Raw genomic sequence first — 15,865 nt, forward strand, 5'->3', positions numbered from 1 at the left:
TCGGCATTATTGGTGCTTTCACTAATAGCTTTACCGGCCAGTTTTTATACTCAGCGTCCAGTCCGGCCCTGAACTCACTTTATACTTTTGCGCAAAATTTCCCCTATTAATTGCCACAGAAAAATTCATAAGGCTGTTGATATACGTTAAAGGTTTCCCTTCAGGCACGTCACCAAACGTGTTAGCGAATGGAACTTTACCGGTAAATACTGTTGAGTCTTTAAAAGCAATCCGGACTTCCAGCGAATCCCCGGATTTTATGCCGGCTGATTTGATCATATCATCGGGAATGTTAGTCCACACATTCCCATATTGCGGATCCAGCACCTGGATATTTCCTTTTAAAAAAGCACTGTCTTTTTGTGCCCGCTGGTAAGAAATCATTTGCAGGGAATCTTTCAGCAATGGCCCAACCTGTTCAAAATCGATGATACCTGCCGCCAATTTAGCGGCTGTGTACATATAGACATCGCGGCCATGAAATGTATAAGAACTGTCTGAACCCTGCCGCCGGTTTAAGTTTTCGTCTATCTGTCGTACTACATCAATTCCTTCCGATTCGGCTACTAGTGTAATGGTGCCGTTGTCAGGCGTAACAATATAATGTCCCCGTTTTGTCTTTACGACTACTGATTTTCTTGCTGTGCCGACTCCCGGATCCACTACAGAAACAAACACCGTATTGGCGGGCCAAAATGGCATCACCTGGTTTAAACGATACGCCGCCTCCCAGATATTATAGGCCGGTATTTCATGCGTGAGATCATAGACATTAATATCATCTGATACGCCATAAGCAACGCCTTTCATAGCCGCCACGGCCCCGTCTTTCACGCCAAAATCAGTTTGTATAACTACAGCAGCTTTTGAATGATCCTTTTGCTGACAGGCGGTAGCGAATAATAGTAACAGTATTGTAATATAGCGGCTCATATCTTATTTTATTTCGCTTAAAGTTATTTATTTGTCAGTATGAAACTTCGTGAACGGCTATTAAAAGAACATTCAAAAACCAACTGTACTGCCATCGTTAATTGGATTGGCGATTCTCAACAGCGGTTCGATGAGTTGTTTGATCTTTTCCTCAATGATGAATATCGTGTCGTGCAAAGAGCTGCGTGGCCATTAAGCTATGCCGTGATTGCTCATCCTAAATTAATAGTCAAACATTTTTCAAAGCTGTTCAAAAATCTTCAAAAGCCAGGCATTCATGATGCGGTAAAACGCAATACCATCCGGCTGCTACAGGATATCTCTATCCCCAAAAAATTTCATGGACAGGTGATGAATATCTGTTTCAATTACATTAACTCCCCGGCAGAAAATGCTGCCGTTAAAGCTTTCGCTTTGACTGTTTTAGATAATTTATCTAAACAATACCCTGAAATAAAACCAGAGTTAAAAACCATTATTGAAGATCGCTGGGATTATGAAACCGCAGCGTTTCATTCACGAGCCAGGAAAATTCTCAAAAAGCTTTGAGGACCTTCTTGATCAGTTTACGCCATTCTGCAGTCAGAAATTTTGTTTGCTTTATCATTTTCCAGGGTGCCGGTTAAATTCCTTAAATATTAAACGCAGGTTTTGATCATACGTAATATAATTATAGAGCCAGTTGCAAAAGACAAAGAACCTGTTTTTGACCCCTAGAATCAACATGAGGTGCAATCCCATCCAGATCATCCAGGCCAATAAACCACCAAAATGTAATTTGGGTTTTGGAACGTCTACGACGGCGAGGTTGCGGCCAACAGTGGCCATAGTGCCCTTGTCTTTATATTCAAATGCTGAAAACCTTGTATCGTTTTTCTGCTCCTTGATCAAATTGGAAGCAAGCATCCTGGCCTGTTGCATGGCTACGGGTGCTACCTGTGGATGACCAGTTGGATAAAGCGGCGTTTCCATATAAGCCAGGTCACCGATCGCATAAATATTTTTAAATCCCTGCACCCGGCAGCGCCTGTCTGTCTTAACCCGGTTTCCTCGGGCAATTAAATTTTTGTCGATGCCCTCCGGCACGTTGCCTTTGATCCCCGCTGCCCATATCACCGTGCGGGTTGCAATTTTGCCAGCATCATGCAACAACACTTCTTCACCATCATAATCTTTGACCAGGGTATTGGTCAATACTTTTACACCCAGCCTTTCCAGGTACTGTTGTGATTGAGCGGCTGATTTTTCACTCATCGCAACTAATGTTTTACCGGTGCCTTCCAGCAGGTAAATGTTCATTTTACTGAAATCAAGCTCCGGGTATTCTTTGGGCAAAATGTATTTCTTCATTTCGGCCAATGCTCCTGCTACTTCCACGCCGGTTGGTCCGCCACCCACTACTACAATATTCATTAGTTTTTGCAGCTCTGCGGTATCGTTAATGATTAAAGCGTTCTCCAGGTTCTGGAGCAGCCTGTACCGAAGTTGCAAGGCTTCCACCGTTGACTTCATCGGAAAGGCTTTTGCTTCCAGCTGCGCATTATTAAAGAAATTGGTATCGGCGCCGGTAGCCAATACCAGCACATCATAACTGATCGCTTCCGCATCAGTGAGGATCTTGTTTTCAGCAGGCACAACCTGTTTTAATTCAGCTAAACGGATGCGGACATTTTTACTGTTTTGAAAAACCTTTCGCAGCGGAAAAGAAATATTACTCGCATCCAGCCCGGCCGTAGCTACCTGGTAAAATAAGGGCTGAAACTGGTGATAATTGAATTTATCAATAAGCAGCACTTCAAAGCCGGGCTTATTATTGAGCTTGCGGGCCAGCTTCAGCCCGCCGAAACCTGCGCCTATAATTACAACTTTCATATTTCATCTATTAACGACACAAACTTACTAAATTTTCAATATTTTTTGAAATATTTATAAAACAATTAATCTCCCTATTTTTCTTTCTGTGTTATCTTGGACATTGAAATATGAATCTTCCAAATTATTATGCCACAGTTAAACATCAACTCCCCTATGAAAAATATCATCTCTTACCTAGTAGTGATTTGTCTTTTTGCCTGCCAATCCGAAAAACCCAGATCGGCAGACCCCTTCACAACGAATATATTGCAACTGCAAACGTTTAATATCGATGCAAGTAGAGACACTTCTATTGAGACATTGCATGGTTCCATCATAAAAATTTTGAAAGGCACATTTAATATAACAGGAGAAGTAAAAATTGAAATCAAAGAAGCCCTCACTCCTGCCGAAATATTTGCTGCAGGACTTTCAACGGAATCCAATGGACGATTATTGAAGAGTGGCGGTATGATTTATTTGAATGGAACTATAAATGGAGAGCAAGTAAAAATTACAAAGCCCATTAAAATTTCAGTGCCCAATCAATACTTTGACAATTCTATGCAACTGTTTAAGGGAGAGGAAAGCGATAGTGGTGTTATAAACTGGAAGGACCCGCAACCATTAGACACCACCGATCAAGCCTTACAGTGGATAGCTGGGAAAACATTTTTCAAAGCAAAATGCAGTAGTTGTCATAACATTTTTACAGACGGTACAGGGCCGGCAATGAAAGACTTAGAATTTAGAGGACCCTGGACGAATAGAAAAAACATCTACTCTTTTGTAGCAAACCCTGGCAGCTTCATGTCACGAAACTGGTATACTCAAGAATTAAAAAGAAAGTTTGGCTCAATGATGACTGGTTTTCCAGATTTGTCAGAAAATGACATGGACGCTATACTGGCTTATATCAAAAATGAATCGAAACGACCCGGGGCAATGGAAGAAGAAAAAAAATATTGGGATAGCCTTGTACAAAACACCCGCCTCCGCCTTGACAGTATTAACGGACAAGACATAAATGCAGGAGATTTTATTGCATCTGAAAGGCCATGTGGAGAAGATACTATATATCTCCCTCGTCAAAAAGCAGAGCAATCCTTTTTTACTGAGGATAATTCTTCGGTTACCTCACCTGATAGCTTACCGCGAAAAGCAGATGAACTGGAAGGTCTGCGCAATGGTTTCAATGATCCAAATCCGACATCGGGCATGTACGATTTTGAAGTCAGAACTTTTGGTTGGTATAATATAGATGCATACGTCGAAGGATACGCAGGAAGCACTAATGTTAAGCTATGGGTGCAACTACAAGTTCAATTTGATATCGACATGCATGTATATCTATTTTGTCCACGCAACAAAATGCTGTCCGTCATGAATGACAAGAGGAACGGGAAATTCTTTTTTAATAAAATCAATGACGGGATTCCCCTGTTTTTAAACGATAGAGCCATCCTGTTTGCCTTTGGCAGTAAAGGGGAAAAAATGTATTATGCCGTTAAAGAGTTTCGGATTCGGGGGGAACAGACAATTGAATTAAAAGTAAAAGAAACAACAGAGGGTGATATAAAAGAAGTACTTTTTTCTAAACAAATCGAAGGAATAGATCTCGGTGTCAAAAAAAAAGAGATGCAAATAATACAACTTCCTTGTCAAGATTCTCTTAGCAGTGTTTCGAACAAAATTGAATCAAAATAGTCTCAACTAATGGCCAGAAATTGCCGGATAGCTTCAATGATGGTGGCAGGTGAAATTCCCACCCAAAACAATAGTAAGGTCAACACAATCAAGCTGGCATACATAGCAGTATAAAAAAGGGGATGAAGTGTTTTTTCTTCCGCCACCGTTACATGCGATGCGGCAAACAGTGTGCTGATAATCCGCAGGTAATAATACAGCCCGATCACACTGGTGATCACCAGCATGATTACCGGGAACCATAAATTTTGTTCTACACCCGACATCAACACATAGAATTTACCAATAAAACCAGCGGTTAATGGAATACCGGCCAATGATAATAATGCAATCGTTAATACAAGAGCCATTACGGGATTCTTCCAGAAAAGCCCACGATAGGTTTCCAGGTCCTCTGCATCTTTTTGGCGGGTGGATAATACAGTGATAACACCAAACGCTGACAGCAGGGTAATAGAATAAGCGAATAAATAAAATACAGATGCCTCCACTCCTGCCTTGTTGCCGGGTAAGAACGCAACAAGCAAATAGCCAAAATGTGCAATAGAGGAATATGCCAGGATGCGCTTGATGTTTTGCTGCTGAAGAGCCAGCAAGTTTCCAAACAACATGGAGATAACAGCCAACACCGAAAAGATGGTAATGGCAACGGGGTATTGTTGCAAATTGATGGCTTGGGCAAATCGTAACAATACTGCAAACACACCTATTTTAGAAACCGTAGCAATAAAGGTGGTGACAGGTGCAGGCGCCCCCTGGTATACATCCGCCGCCCAAAGATGAAAAGGTACAAGAGCCAACTTGAAGCCAATAGCTACTATCATGATGCCTGCCCCGGTAATAAACAGTGCAGATGAAATATTTATTTTTTGCGCAATGGCCGCAAATTCCATGCTGCCCGTATCCATATAGATCAGTGCCATACCAAATAATAAAAAAGCCGATGTCAGCGCCGCCAGCACCAGGTATTTCATTCCGGCTTCCACGGCGTTATTGCGGTTGCGCAGGTAGGCGATTAACGCATACAAACTGACACTCAATAATTCCAATCCCAGAAAGAAAGAAATAAAATGCCGGCTGACGGTAAGCAACGCTGAACCCAGTGTTCCGAGGAATAAGAGGATATAATATTCCTTTGGATTTTCTTCTTTTTCTTCAAAATAAATAAAGGAAAACAAGCCGATTGTCAATACTGAAAAAATAATCAAGCCCGTGAATAAAGCGCCAAATCCGTCCACTATAAACAAAGGCATTATTGATTCCGGCAAAACATCCCTTACATACCACATGGCAAATATCACCATACACATCATCAGGAACCCTGTCACCTGTATTACCGTATGACTTAAGCGAAAAGCAGTCAGCAGTATCACAACTATCGAAGCTGTCGCCAGTACAATAAAAGGAAGAAACGCAAGAAGTTGATCGTGGGTCATGTGGTGAATAGTGTCTTAATGTCGTTTACATAAGCTTTTTTTATTGAACATTGAAAATTGAGCGTTAAGTAATGAACATTTATCGCTACTGAAGAAAATGTTCAATTTCCAATTTTCAATGCTCAATGTTCAACTCAGGTTTTCTATTATTTATTACTTCATCACTAACTGTTGAATAAATCCTTTTACCGTCTCCATCACCGGTTGCGGATACAACCCCAACACTACAATGCTGATACTTAGCGCCGCCATCACAATCAATTCTCTTGCACTAAAATCTTTCAGGTGCCCGGTAGCAGCAGGTGGTCCAAGAAAAACTTTCTGCATCATACGCAGTGAATACAAGGCTGAGAATACCAATCCCAGGCTGGCAATAACAGTAAGTGTACTATTTACTGAGAACGTACTCATCAAAATCAAAAACTCAGCAACGAAATTGCCCAGCACTGGTAGTCCCAGTGAAGCCATCGTAAATAAAATCGCCACGCCACCCATGGCGGGTATGGATGTCCATAATCCACCCATTTGATTGATATCTCTTGTATGCAATCTTTCTTTCAGCATTCCGGCTAAAACGAACAAGGCTCCTGTACTGATACCGTGAGTAAGCATTTGCATCACCACGCCCTGCATGGCCATTTCACGGAAAGCAAAAATGCCGAGCAGCACAAACCCCATATGGCTTACTGAAGTATAAGCGATCAGCCGCTTGAGGTCGGTTTGTGCAAAAGCAAGCATGGCGCCATACACAATCCCTATTACACCAAACAACATGGCCCACCAGGCAATCTCTACAGCTGCCTGCGGAAATAATGTTAGCACAAAACGGATGATACCATAAGCCCCGGTCTTCAACAATAAACCCGCTAATATCAGGCTGCCGGCTGTAGGCGCTTCACTATGTGCATCGGGCAACCAATTATGCAGCGGCACTACCGGCAACTTCACTGCAAACGCAATTAAAAATCCCATCATGATCCATTTGGCGGTAGAAGGCTCCAACGTTGTATTAAGCAAACTAAAATAATCATATGTATACGTTCCGCTTTGCTGGCCGTGGATGATATACAGAGCAAGAATGGCCAGTAACATCAGCAGACCTCCCGCCTGCGTAAAAATGAAAAATTTATACGAGGCATAACGACGGTTGCTATCGCCCCAGAGAGCAATCAAAAAATACATGGGCACCAACATCACTTCCCAGAAAAAATAAAACAGGAAAAGGTCCATCGCCACAAATACACCAGCAATACCGGCCAGCGTCCATAGCAGGTTGAAAAAATAAAAACCAATTCTTTCTTTGATCTCATTCCATGAACAAAGCACCGATAATATACCGAGGAAAAAAGTCAGCAACAGCAATACAGTGCTTAATCCATCCATTGCCAAATGAAAACTGATACCGAAAGAAGGGATCCAGCTCACCTGGTAATTGATGAACCAGCTTTCAGCACCGGTTACTGATGCCTGCTGTTGTATCCATAAATTGCAGATAATAATAAAGTCAATGATTACGGCAATCAAAGCAATCCATTTTGCCAGTTGGTTGTTCCAGCGTGATATCAGCCAGCACAGCAGCCCGCCAATTAACAATATGCATATCATCCATGCGAGTATCATAAAATAGAATCAATTGTTTTTATGTTCCCAACTTTTGTATCCTTGGTCATCGTCTGTTGCAGTTTACCCTGAGCTTGTCGAAGGGCACACTTCATCGTTCTGATCGCGGCCTCATCCCTCTTCCCCTTCTCCCAAGGAGAAGGGACGGCGCTGCATTGCAAATCCAAACTTCATAACTACCACATCAGCTTTAGCTCATTGTTCATCACTTTTGAAGTCCCCGAAAACTGTAGAGACTTCGAAAAGCAAGGGCTGTGTGTTGTTCCTCTCCTTTGGAGAGGTTAGGTGAGGTCTTATGACAACAATTGCAAAGTCAAAATAAACAAGATCCCGATCAACACCCCTGCAATATACCAGCGCAAAGAACCGTTTTGCGACACCGATAATAAACGATTCAATGTTTGATTTGCTTTTGCGATACCATTATATAATTTATCAAATACATCAGCCTTATTAATGCCTGTTATAAATACAAATGGTTTTACAAACAGGGTCTCATATAGTTGATCAAATCCCCAACCTTTAAAGAAAAAGTTCCGCATGCCCATCATGCCAGGTAATTCCTTCCATTTTTCCATCAATGTTCTGTTGCGGTAATACAACACATACCCGGTATACACCGCCAGGAGTGTAAGAACAGCAGCAATCAATTGAAAAATGATCTCAGGGGGAACACCGTCTTTTAGAACAGTTGCAGGTAAAACCTTTTGAGCAAAATCTGAAAATAGCGTCAGGTGGATAAGGTTATGAGGCCATTCAATAAATCCTGCCACAATGGATAAGATCGCAAGAATGATCAATGGAACAGTCATTAACCTCCCGGGATATGCACTGACCGGGGTTTTCAATTCACCCCAAAAAACAACCAGCATTAACCGGGTGGTATAAAGAGCAGTGATGAACGCACCCATCAAAGCAATTATCCAAAGCATAGCATTTCCATTACCCGCACTCCAGGCATACCACAAAATTTGATCTTTACTAAAAAAGCCTGCACTGATCAGTGGCAATGCAGCCAATGCGGCTGCACCCGCAAGGAAGCAACGAAACACAACGGGCATTCTGTTTTTAAGTCCTCCCATTTTGAAAATATCATGTTCGTGATGCAGGGACTCTATAATTGCTCCTGCGGCAAGAAATAATAACGCTTTGAAAAAAGCATGGGTGAAAAAATGAAAGATGCCTGCACTCCAGGCGCCTATTCCTAATGCCAGGAACATATACCCGATCTGGCTGATTGTAGAATAAGCCAATATTCGTTTGATATCTGTTTGCACCATCGCACTGCAGCCGGCAATGAGTAAAGTCAATGCGCCAACAATAGCTGTGACATCCATTGCCATTGGCGAAAGTTGAAATACTGTATGCATCCGTGCAATAAGATAAACACCGGCTGTCACCATGGTAGCTGCATGTATCAATGCACTCACCGGTGAAGGGCCTGCCATTGCATCCGGTAGCCAGGTTTGCAATGGTAGTTGCGCTGATTTACCCATGCCGCCTGCAAGCAGTAATAATGCGATAAGCGTAATGTTTGAAGAACTGTTTGCAAAATGCTGTGGAGATTGTTGAAGAATACCAGGAATATCCAGGGTTCCTAATTCTTTAAATAAAAGGAACAGTCCGATAGCCATAGCTGTATCACCTATACGTGTAATGTAGAAAGCTTTATTGGCAGCCCGGCAATTAGCAGGTGTTTCATACCAGAAACCGATGAGTAAATAACTGCAGAGCCCCACCCCTTCCCATCCCAGGTACATCAGCACCAGGTTATCAGCCAATACGAGTAACAGCATCGCAAATACAAACAGATTCATGCAGGCAAAAAAGCGGGAATAGTCCCGGTCGCTGCGCATAAAAGCGGTAGAATAAATATGAATTAGAGCTCCAACAAATGTGATAATGAATACAAACACCAGCGACAATGCATCTAACCGCAAGCTGATAGCGATAGATAAATTTTCAGTGCTCATCCATTGCCAGAGAGTCTGTGTGTATGCACCACCGTCAGGGGGAGTTTGTAAGAACTCAACACCCGCAATCATTGCGATAATTGCCGCAATGCTAACACTACCTGCACCAATCCATGCAATCGCATTTTTGTGCAAAGCTCTTCCTGCCAGCGCCAGCACCAGGAAGCCGGCCAGGGGCAATGCGGGGATTAATGCAAGCAAGTTATTCATGAGTGAATTGTTAGACTCAGGTTTTAAAAAAACAATATTTCCGACCTGCCGTCAAGCCGAAATTTTCAATGCCAGGATTTTAAATACCGGAACACCTGTATTTAAAATTTAATACACCCCATTAGGGGATGGGGGCATCTTTCAATTCCTTTAGTTGTTCTACATCCAGCGTCTTGTGCTGGTGATAAGCCTGCAGCACCAGCGCCAATCCTATAGAAACTTCCGCCGCTGCCATCGCTAATATGAACAGGAACATCACCTGTCCATCGGGTTGTTGCCATTTTGATCCGGCCGCTACAAATGCCAGGCCTGCTGCATTTAACATCACCTCTATTGAAATCAGAATAAAAATGATATTCTTTCGTGTCAGCACCCCGATAAGCCCCAATACAAAAAGAATGGCGGCAACAATCAATACAGTATCTGCGCTAAAAGAGTTCATGCCCCCATCTCCGCCGCAGGCGGAGTGTTTTTAAATTAAGAATTTCACAGTTTCTCATTTTTTATTCTGCATTTTTATCTCACTAAAATCTAATACCTGTTATTTTTCATTTTCACATTTGCACATTTTCCTTTTTCTCTACTCCCAGCTCCTGACTAATGACTCCTGACTCTTCATCCTCTTCCAAAAACCTATGCAATGTTCTTTTCTTATGCTGTCCGATATGTGCAGCTCCTACTATCCCTGCCATCAGGAGGAAACCGGCTAATTCCAGTGCAATAATGTATTCACGATAAAGTGAAAGCGCCACCTTTTTTGGATTCACCACTGAACCAGCAAAAGAAGAATCATTTCCTTTTGCCAGTAATAGGATCATCTCTGCTAACAATATCATTACAAGGATTGATGGACCTATCCACACTTTTGGCTGCAGCCATTGTTTTTCCTGCAGGGCAGTATCCCTGCCCAGGTTTAGCATCATTACGACAAAAATGAACAATACGATAATGGCGCCGGCATAAACGATCACCTCCAGTACCGAGACAAATGGTGCGCCCAATGACAAAAAGATCATGGCGACTGCCAAAAACGAAACAACCAGGTACAGCAAAGCATGAATAGGTGTGTAACGGGTTATCACCATGATAGTGGCGACGATCGCAACGAGGGATGATATGTAGAAAAGGATTGACAAGAAAAAAGTTAAATGTTCAAGCTGTGAGCTATGAGCTACGAGCCGTGAGCAAAGCCCCTCTCATTTTAATTATTGTACCCGTTTTCAAATTTTCAAATTCGCACATTTGCATAATTGGCACATTGGATTCTTATGGCAACAAACTCTTTATATCAACAGGCTTTTCCTCATTGTCCCCAGTGCCCGGTTCTTTCACGCCAGCATCCATTCCTGCCACTTTATAAAAATTATATCCCGGATATTTACCCTGGCTGTCAATCAACAAATCTTCTTTTTCAAACACGAGGTTTTGGCGGTTGTATTCAGCCATTTCAAAATCAGGAATCAACTGGATTGCATAAGTAGGGCATGCTTCTTCACAATAGCCGCAAAAAATGCATCGGGAAAAATTGATGCGGAAAAATTCAGGGTACCGCCGACCGTTCTCATCCTCGGTGGCCTGCAATGCAATGCAATCAACGGGACAGGCTGCCGCACACAAATAACAACCTACACAACGTTCACCTCCGTCGGGATCTTTTGTCAATACAATACGCCCCTTATAACGGGGATGCAGCTTCACTTTTTCTTCGGGATACTCAATGGTAGCTTTTTTACGAAACAGGTGTAAAAAAACCAACCACATTGTTCTGATATGACTTATCATAATTAATGCCCCCATCCCCTAAAGAGGAGTTTTAATTCACATCTTTAGGCGGTTTTTTTAATGAATAAATTTGTTTTCCTAACTACTTATTTATTTCGATTTTCTTATTCGAAATACATCTATCGTAAATCATTTATTAATTTCCTTATCAAAAAATAGAGACCTGGCCTTATATCTTTTTCAACGACTATAATCAAGCCTATCATACCTAAAAATTCGGAACGGTCATTTGAGGTTTCATTTCACTCTTCAACTTTGAAGCTTGATTTTATTTATAAGAACTTTTCACCCTAAGTTCTCCACCGCGGCGGAGACATGGGTTTTATTTCATCCACAATGCCACTGCACCCGTTACCAATAAATTCAATAGAACTAACGGCAATAACCATTTCCAGCCATACTCCATCAGTTGATCATAACGTGGCCGGGGAAGCGATGCCCGCAGCAATATGAACAATGCAATGAACCCAAATGTCTTCAGGAAGAACCATGCCCACGGCGGTAAAAATGAAGGGCCCAACCATCCGCCAAAAAACATGGTAACCGTCATTGCCGAGATCAATGTAATCCCCAGGTACTCACCAATAAAAAACATCCCGAATTTCATTCCGGAATATTCTGCATGATAACCGGCAATCAATTCACTTTCCGCTTCAGGAATATCAAAGGGCAAACGGTGGGTTTCCGCTATACCGGCTATGAAAAAAATGATAAAGCCCAATGGTTGTGTGACGATGAACCACATGTTTTTTTGAGCTAATACAATTTCACTCAAATTAAACGAACCGGTAAGCATCACCACCCCCATCAGCGACAATCCCATGAATACTTCATAAGCGATCATTTGCGAGGCACCACGCAATGCTCCCAGCAGTGAATATTTATTGTTCGATGCCCACCCGCCCAGCACAATACTATAAACGCCTAATGATGACATGGCCAGGAAAAATAACAAGCCAATATTCAAGTCAGCTACTACAATATTGGGAGCAAAGGGAATAATAACAAAACTCATCAGCACACTGGCAACTACTATGGCCGGCGCCGTGATGAATACCCATTTGTCTGCAAATGGTGGTATCCAGTCTTCTTTAAAAAATAGTTTCAACGTATCAGCTAATACAATAAAAATCCCTAATGGTCCCGCACGGTTAGGTCCCAACCTGTCCTGCCATAAGGCCAACAATCTTCGTTCAACCCAGATAAGTCCTGCCGCTATATTTAACAGCACGAACAATACGCCGAGAACAATCCATATGTGTTGCATGACCGTCATAGTCGTGAGTTGTCAATGTGAATAGCTTCGAGCCATGAACCTTTCACTCAATTGATCATTGGTTATTATAATTCGCATGTCATGTTATTTGCACATTTACTCATTTTCATATTTGCACATTTCATCTCTGCACATTAATTCTCACCCAGCTTCCCCAATTCATTGCTTCTGCTCCTCTTAGTCCGGCGGATACAAGAGCAATTCCATTACACAATTCTTTTTTCATTTTTACCGGCAATGAATATTTTCTTTCTTCAGCTACTATCTCAACAGCAGAACCTTCTGCTACTCCCAGTTGATCCATATCCGCTTTTGACAACGCGATATAGGGCTCCGGTGAAAGTTCTTCGATAGCCCTGGTATATACACTCAATTCGTCGGAACCAAAAACATGATACTGTGGCAGCAACAGCCATTTTTGAACTCTTGACATAAATGCTTCGGGCCTGTCTTTAAAAAATGAAACTGTTGTTTCTTTTTTTTCTTTGAATAATCTCACACCGGAACTACCGCCTCGTAATGACCCGCCAACCTCTTCCTGGTATTTGGCAACTGATTGTACCGAATTCCATCCCGGCGACCAAAAGAAAGGGCTCACGGGGCCAGGTGGGATTCCTTTATATCCTTCCATAGTAAAGGTGAGTGGTGAATCACCATCCTGTAAAGGTTTTGGTTCACTAACATTCTTATTGGCAAGCATAGCGGTGCGGCCGCTATATCGGTGAGGTTCCCTTGGAATGAGTTGCCCGCGTATACGGAAATCATGCGGCGGCGCTGATTGGGCAATACCTTCAAATTGCGGCAATAGTTTTTCCAGTTTTTCAAGCCATTCATCCGGGTGATGTGGCTGGCCATTAACCAATTTTGTCAGCGATGTTTTCATTTGTCCCAACCATTTCCAGCTTTCCTTTATATACTTTGCTGAAGGCATAAATGACTGGTAGAAACGTTGGGCACGTCCTTCATTGTTGATCAATGTCCCATCTGCCTCGGCAAAAGTGGAAACAGGAATGAGCACCGAAGCTTTTTCCGTTGTACGGTTGTGCAAGGAATCTAATACCACAATATTTTTACACCGGTTAAAAAATGTATTGGCTTTGTCAGGAGTTATATGACGATAAACATCGTTCTCCACAATGATGGCGGTTATGTTTTCTTCCCGTTGCACCCTGGTAATAGCTTCATCAAATGAAGAAGCCTGCATCATGGCCAGACCCATACTGTTACATTCCGGTAAAATATAACAAAGCCCTGATCTTCTTTCTGCAATATCCAATGCAGCAGCAACATCAAAGCTTGCCCGGATGACCGCTTCATTGTAAGAGGAAATGCCACTAATAATTACAGGGTGTTTGGCTTTTTGCAGAGCATCAGCAATCATCTTTGCTCTCGATAACAAAACCTCATCAGCATTTTCCACCGGCGGCAAAGAAGGGTTAAGTTGATGAGCAATGATAAAACCTAACCGGGCAATATCATCCGGCGCAGCACGATACACAGTGGTTGCTATTTCATCCAGTGGCGAAGCAACAACAGTGCAATTTGCAAGAAACCCTTTATTTTCCTGTACTAATTCTTTTACGGCCGCATCGTTCCATACAGGTATGGGCACCTGCTGCGTTGCATCAGCCGCCGCGGTTTTCATTACTGATTGTCGAACGGCCAATGCCATAACGGGAGCTGTGTTCCAGATATCTTCTCCCAATACCAGTACCGCATCGGCCTGTTCTATTTCTTTGAGAGAAGGACTATGCACAGTGCCGCTACTTAAAATATCAACAACTAGTTTACCCAGGTAAGCTTCATCCGCATTCACCCCCTGGTAAAAATTTTCTTCGCCCACTAACTGCATCAGGGAAAAATTAGTTTCAACAGATGCCCGGGGTGAGCCAATCCCAATTATAGAATGATTGCTAAGAATAGTTTCCAGGTGCTCTTCTAAAACAATTTCATTCACAGCTTCGCCCGCACGGTTACGTATGAGAGGTTGAGTAATTCTGTTTTCACTGTTCACAAACTCATAACCAAATCTTCCGCGATCGCAAAGAAAATAGCCATTCACTTCACTGTTGTACCGGTTGGTGATGCAACGTAATTGTCCATAGCGTTCTCCAGCAATAACATTGCACCCAAGACTGCAATGCTGGCAAACAGATGGACCTGATGTAAGATCCCATTTACGGGTATAATGTTCTTTAAGCGTTTTATCAGTAAAAACTCCGGTTGGACAAACCTCAGCCAGGTTACCACTGAACGGGCTTTGCAATACACCATCCTTTTCTCTTCCAAAGTAAACATGATTATGCGCCGCAAAAACATTCAAATCATCGCCACCGGCATAGTCCCTGTAAAAGCGTACACAGCGATAACATTGTATGCAGCGGTTCATTTCATGATGAATAAGCGGACCGAGATATTGATTTTGATAAGTACGTTTCTTGTAATTGAAGCGTCGGTAATCATGGCCCGTCATCACGGTCATGTCCTGCAGGTGACAACTGCCTCCTTCGTCACAAACGGGGCAATCGTGCGGGTGATTGGTCATCAGCCATTCAATAACCTGTTCACGAAAAGCTTTCGCTCCCGGGTGGTCGATTGACATACGCAAACCATCTTTCACTGATTCCATGCAACTCATCATCAATTTGCCCTGGGTATCATTTTCGTCTTTGAAAATTTTTATTGCGCATTGCCGGCACGCACCAACACTACCCAATGCAGGATGCCAGCAGAAATAAGGCAGGTCAAAACCCAGGCTCAAACAGGACTCCAGCAGGTTTTTACCAGCTTTTACTTCGTAAGGTTTGTTATCGATAAAAATTTTTGGCACTGTGATCTTTTTGTTTTTTATGATACGAGCTGCAATACAGCTATCGGCTTCGTTGCGCCGCACATTTCCAACTTTCTGTCCGCTATTTCAACCTCTCCCTCCTTCTCCCTCTCCAAAAAGAGAGGGAGCGGCGGTGCATTACAAATCCAAACTTCATATCTACCACATCGGCTTCATATCGCTACCCGCCATTTTCAAAGACTCCAATATGATTTGGAGTCTCCGAAAAGCGAGGACTGTGCAT

12 protein-coding genes are annotated in these 15,865 nt (G+C 42.5%); 2 read left to right on the forward strand and 10 right to left on the reverse strand.

Going from position 1 to position 15,865, the window contains the following annotated elements; all coding sequences use genetic code 11:
* Window positions 1-30 precede the first annotated feature (30 nt).
* The gene (locus P2W73_RS11150; protein WP_276502117.1) at window positions 31-933 is read right to left on the reverse strand and encodes an SAM hydrolase/SAM-dependent halogenase family protein; all 903 of its coding nucleotides are present in this window, start codon (window positions 931-933) and stop codon (window positions 31-33) included.
* Between the two features lie 39 nt (window positions 934-972).
* Between P2W73_RS11150 and P2W73_RS11155 the strand changes: the two genes are divergently transcribed.
* Window positions 973-1,482, forward strand: coding sequence for a HEAT-like fold family protein (locus tag P2W73_RS11155; RefSeq protein WP_276502118.1), 510 nt, complete (start codon window positions 973-975; stop codon window positions 1,480-1,482).
* A gap of 54 nt (window positions 1,483-1,536) precedes the next feature.
* Here the strand turns inward: P2W73_RS11155 and P2W73_RS11160 are convergent, their stop codons facing one another.
* Complete coding sequence (locus P2W73_RS11160; RefSeq protein WP_276502119.1) at window positions 1,537-2,805, reverse strand: NAD(P)/FAD-dependent oxidoreductase; 1,269 nt, start codon at window positions 2,803-2,805, stop codon at window positions 1,537-1,539.
* 156 nt (window positions 2,806-2,961) lie between these two features.
* Here P2W73_RS11160 and P2W73_RS11165 point away from each other — a divergent pair, with 156 nt between their 5' ends.
* Window positions 2,962-4,494 carry a c-type cytochrome gene (locus P2W73_RS11165; RefSeq protein ID WP_276502120.1) on the forward strand — a complete coding sequence of 511 codons (1,533 nt, stop codon included), beginning with the start codon at window positions 2,962-2,964 and terminating at the stop codon, window positions 4,492-4,494.
* Window positions 4,495-4,496: 2 nt separating this feature from the next.
* On the opposite strand, the gene P2W73_RS11170 is transcribed toward P2W73_RS11165, so the two are convergent.
* From P2W73_RS11170 to nuoG, 8 genes are all read right to left on the reverse strand, one after another.
* Window positions 4,497-5,930, reverse strand: coding sequence for an NADH-quinone oxidoreductase subunit N (locus tag P2W73_RS11170; protein ID WP_276502121.1), 1,434 nt, complete (start codon window positions 5,928-5,930; stop codon window positions 4,497-4,499).
* 153 nt (window positions 5,931-6,083) lie between these two features.
* Window positions 6,084-7,550 (reverse strand): NADH-quinone oxidoreductase subunit M, encoded by a 1,467-nt coding sequence (nuoM, locus tag P2W73_RS11175; protein WP_276502122.1) that lies wholly within the window; start codon window positions 7,548-7,550, stop codon window positions 6,084-6,086.
* Window positions 7,551-7,843: 293 nt separating this feature from the next.
* Window positions 7,844-9,733 (reverse strand): NADH-quinone oxidoreductase subunit L, encoded by a 1,890-nt coding sequence (gene nuoL, locus P2W73_RS11180; protein WP_276502123.1) that lies wholly within the window; start codon window positions 9,731-9,733, stop codon window positions 7,844-7,846.
* 121 nt (window positions 9,734-9,854) lie between these two features.
* Complete coding sequence (nuoK, locus tag P2W73_RS11185; RefSeq protein WP_276502124.1) at window positions 9,855-10,175, reverse strand: NADH-quinone oxidoreductase subunit NuoK; 321 nt, start codon at window positions 10,173-10,175, stop codon at window positions 9,855-9,857.
* A gap of 112 nt (window positions 10,176-10,287) precedes the next feature.
* Window positions 10,288-10,869 carry an NADH-quinone oxidoreductase subunit J gene (gene nuoJ / locus P2W73_RS11190; RefSeq protein WP_276502125.1) on the reverse strand — a complete coding sequence of 194 codons (582 nt, stop codon included), beginning with the start codon at window positions 10,867-10,869 and terminating at the stop codon, window positions 10,288-10,290.
* Between the two features lie 130 nt (window positions 10,870-10,999).
* The gene (gene nuoI / locus P2W73_RS11195; RefSeq protein ID WP_276502126.1) at window positions 11,000-11,515 is read right to left on the reverse strand and encodes an NADH-quinone oxidoreductase subunit NuoI; all 516 of its coding nucleotides are present in this window, start codon (window positions 11,513-11,515) and stop codon (window positions 11,000-11,002) included.
* A gap of 322 nt (window positions 11,516-11,837) precedes the next feature.
* Window positions 11,838-12,791, reverse strand: a complete 954-nt coding sequence (gene nuoH / locus P2W73_RS11200) for an NADH-quinone oxidoreductase subunit NuoH (protein ID WP_276502127.1) — start codon at window positions 12,789-12,791, stop codon at window positions 11,838-11,840.
* A gap of 121 nt (window positions 12,792-12,912) precedes the next feature.
* Window positions 12,913-15,621, reverse strand: a complete 2,709-nt coding sequence (gene nuoG, locus P2W73_RS11205; protein WP_276502128.1) for an NADH-quinone oxidoreductase subunit NuoG — start codon at window positions 15,619-15,621, stop codon at window positions 12,913-12,915.
* Window positions 15,622-15,865 lie beyond the last annotated feature (244 nt).

Origin of the sequence: Terrimonas pollutisoli (genome assembly GCF_029360765.1) — a bacterium.
Lineage (GTDB): Bacteria > Bacteroidota > Bacteroidia > Chitinophagales > Chitinophagaceae > Terrimonas_B > Terrimonas_B pollutisoli.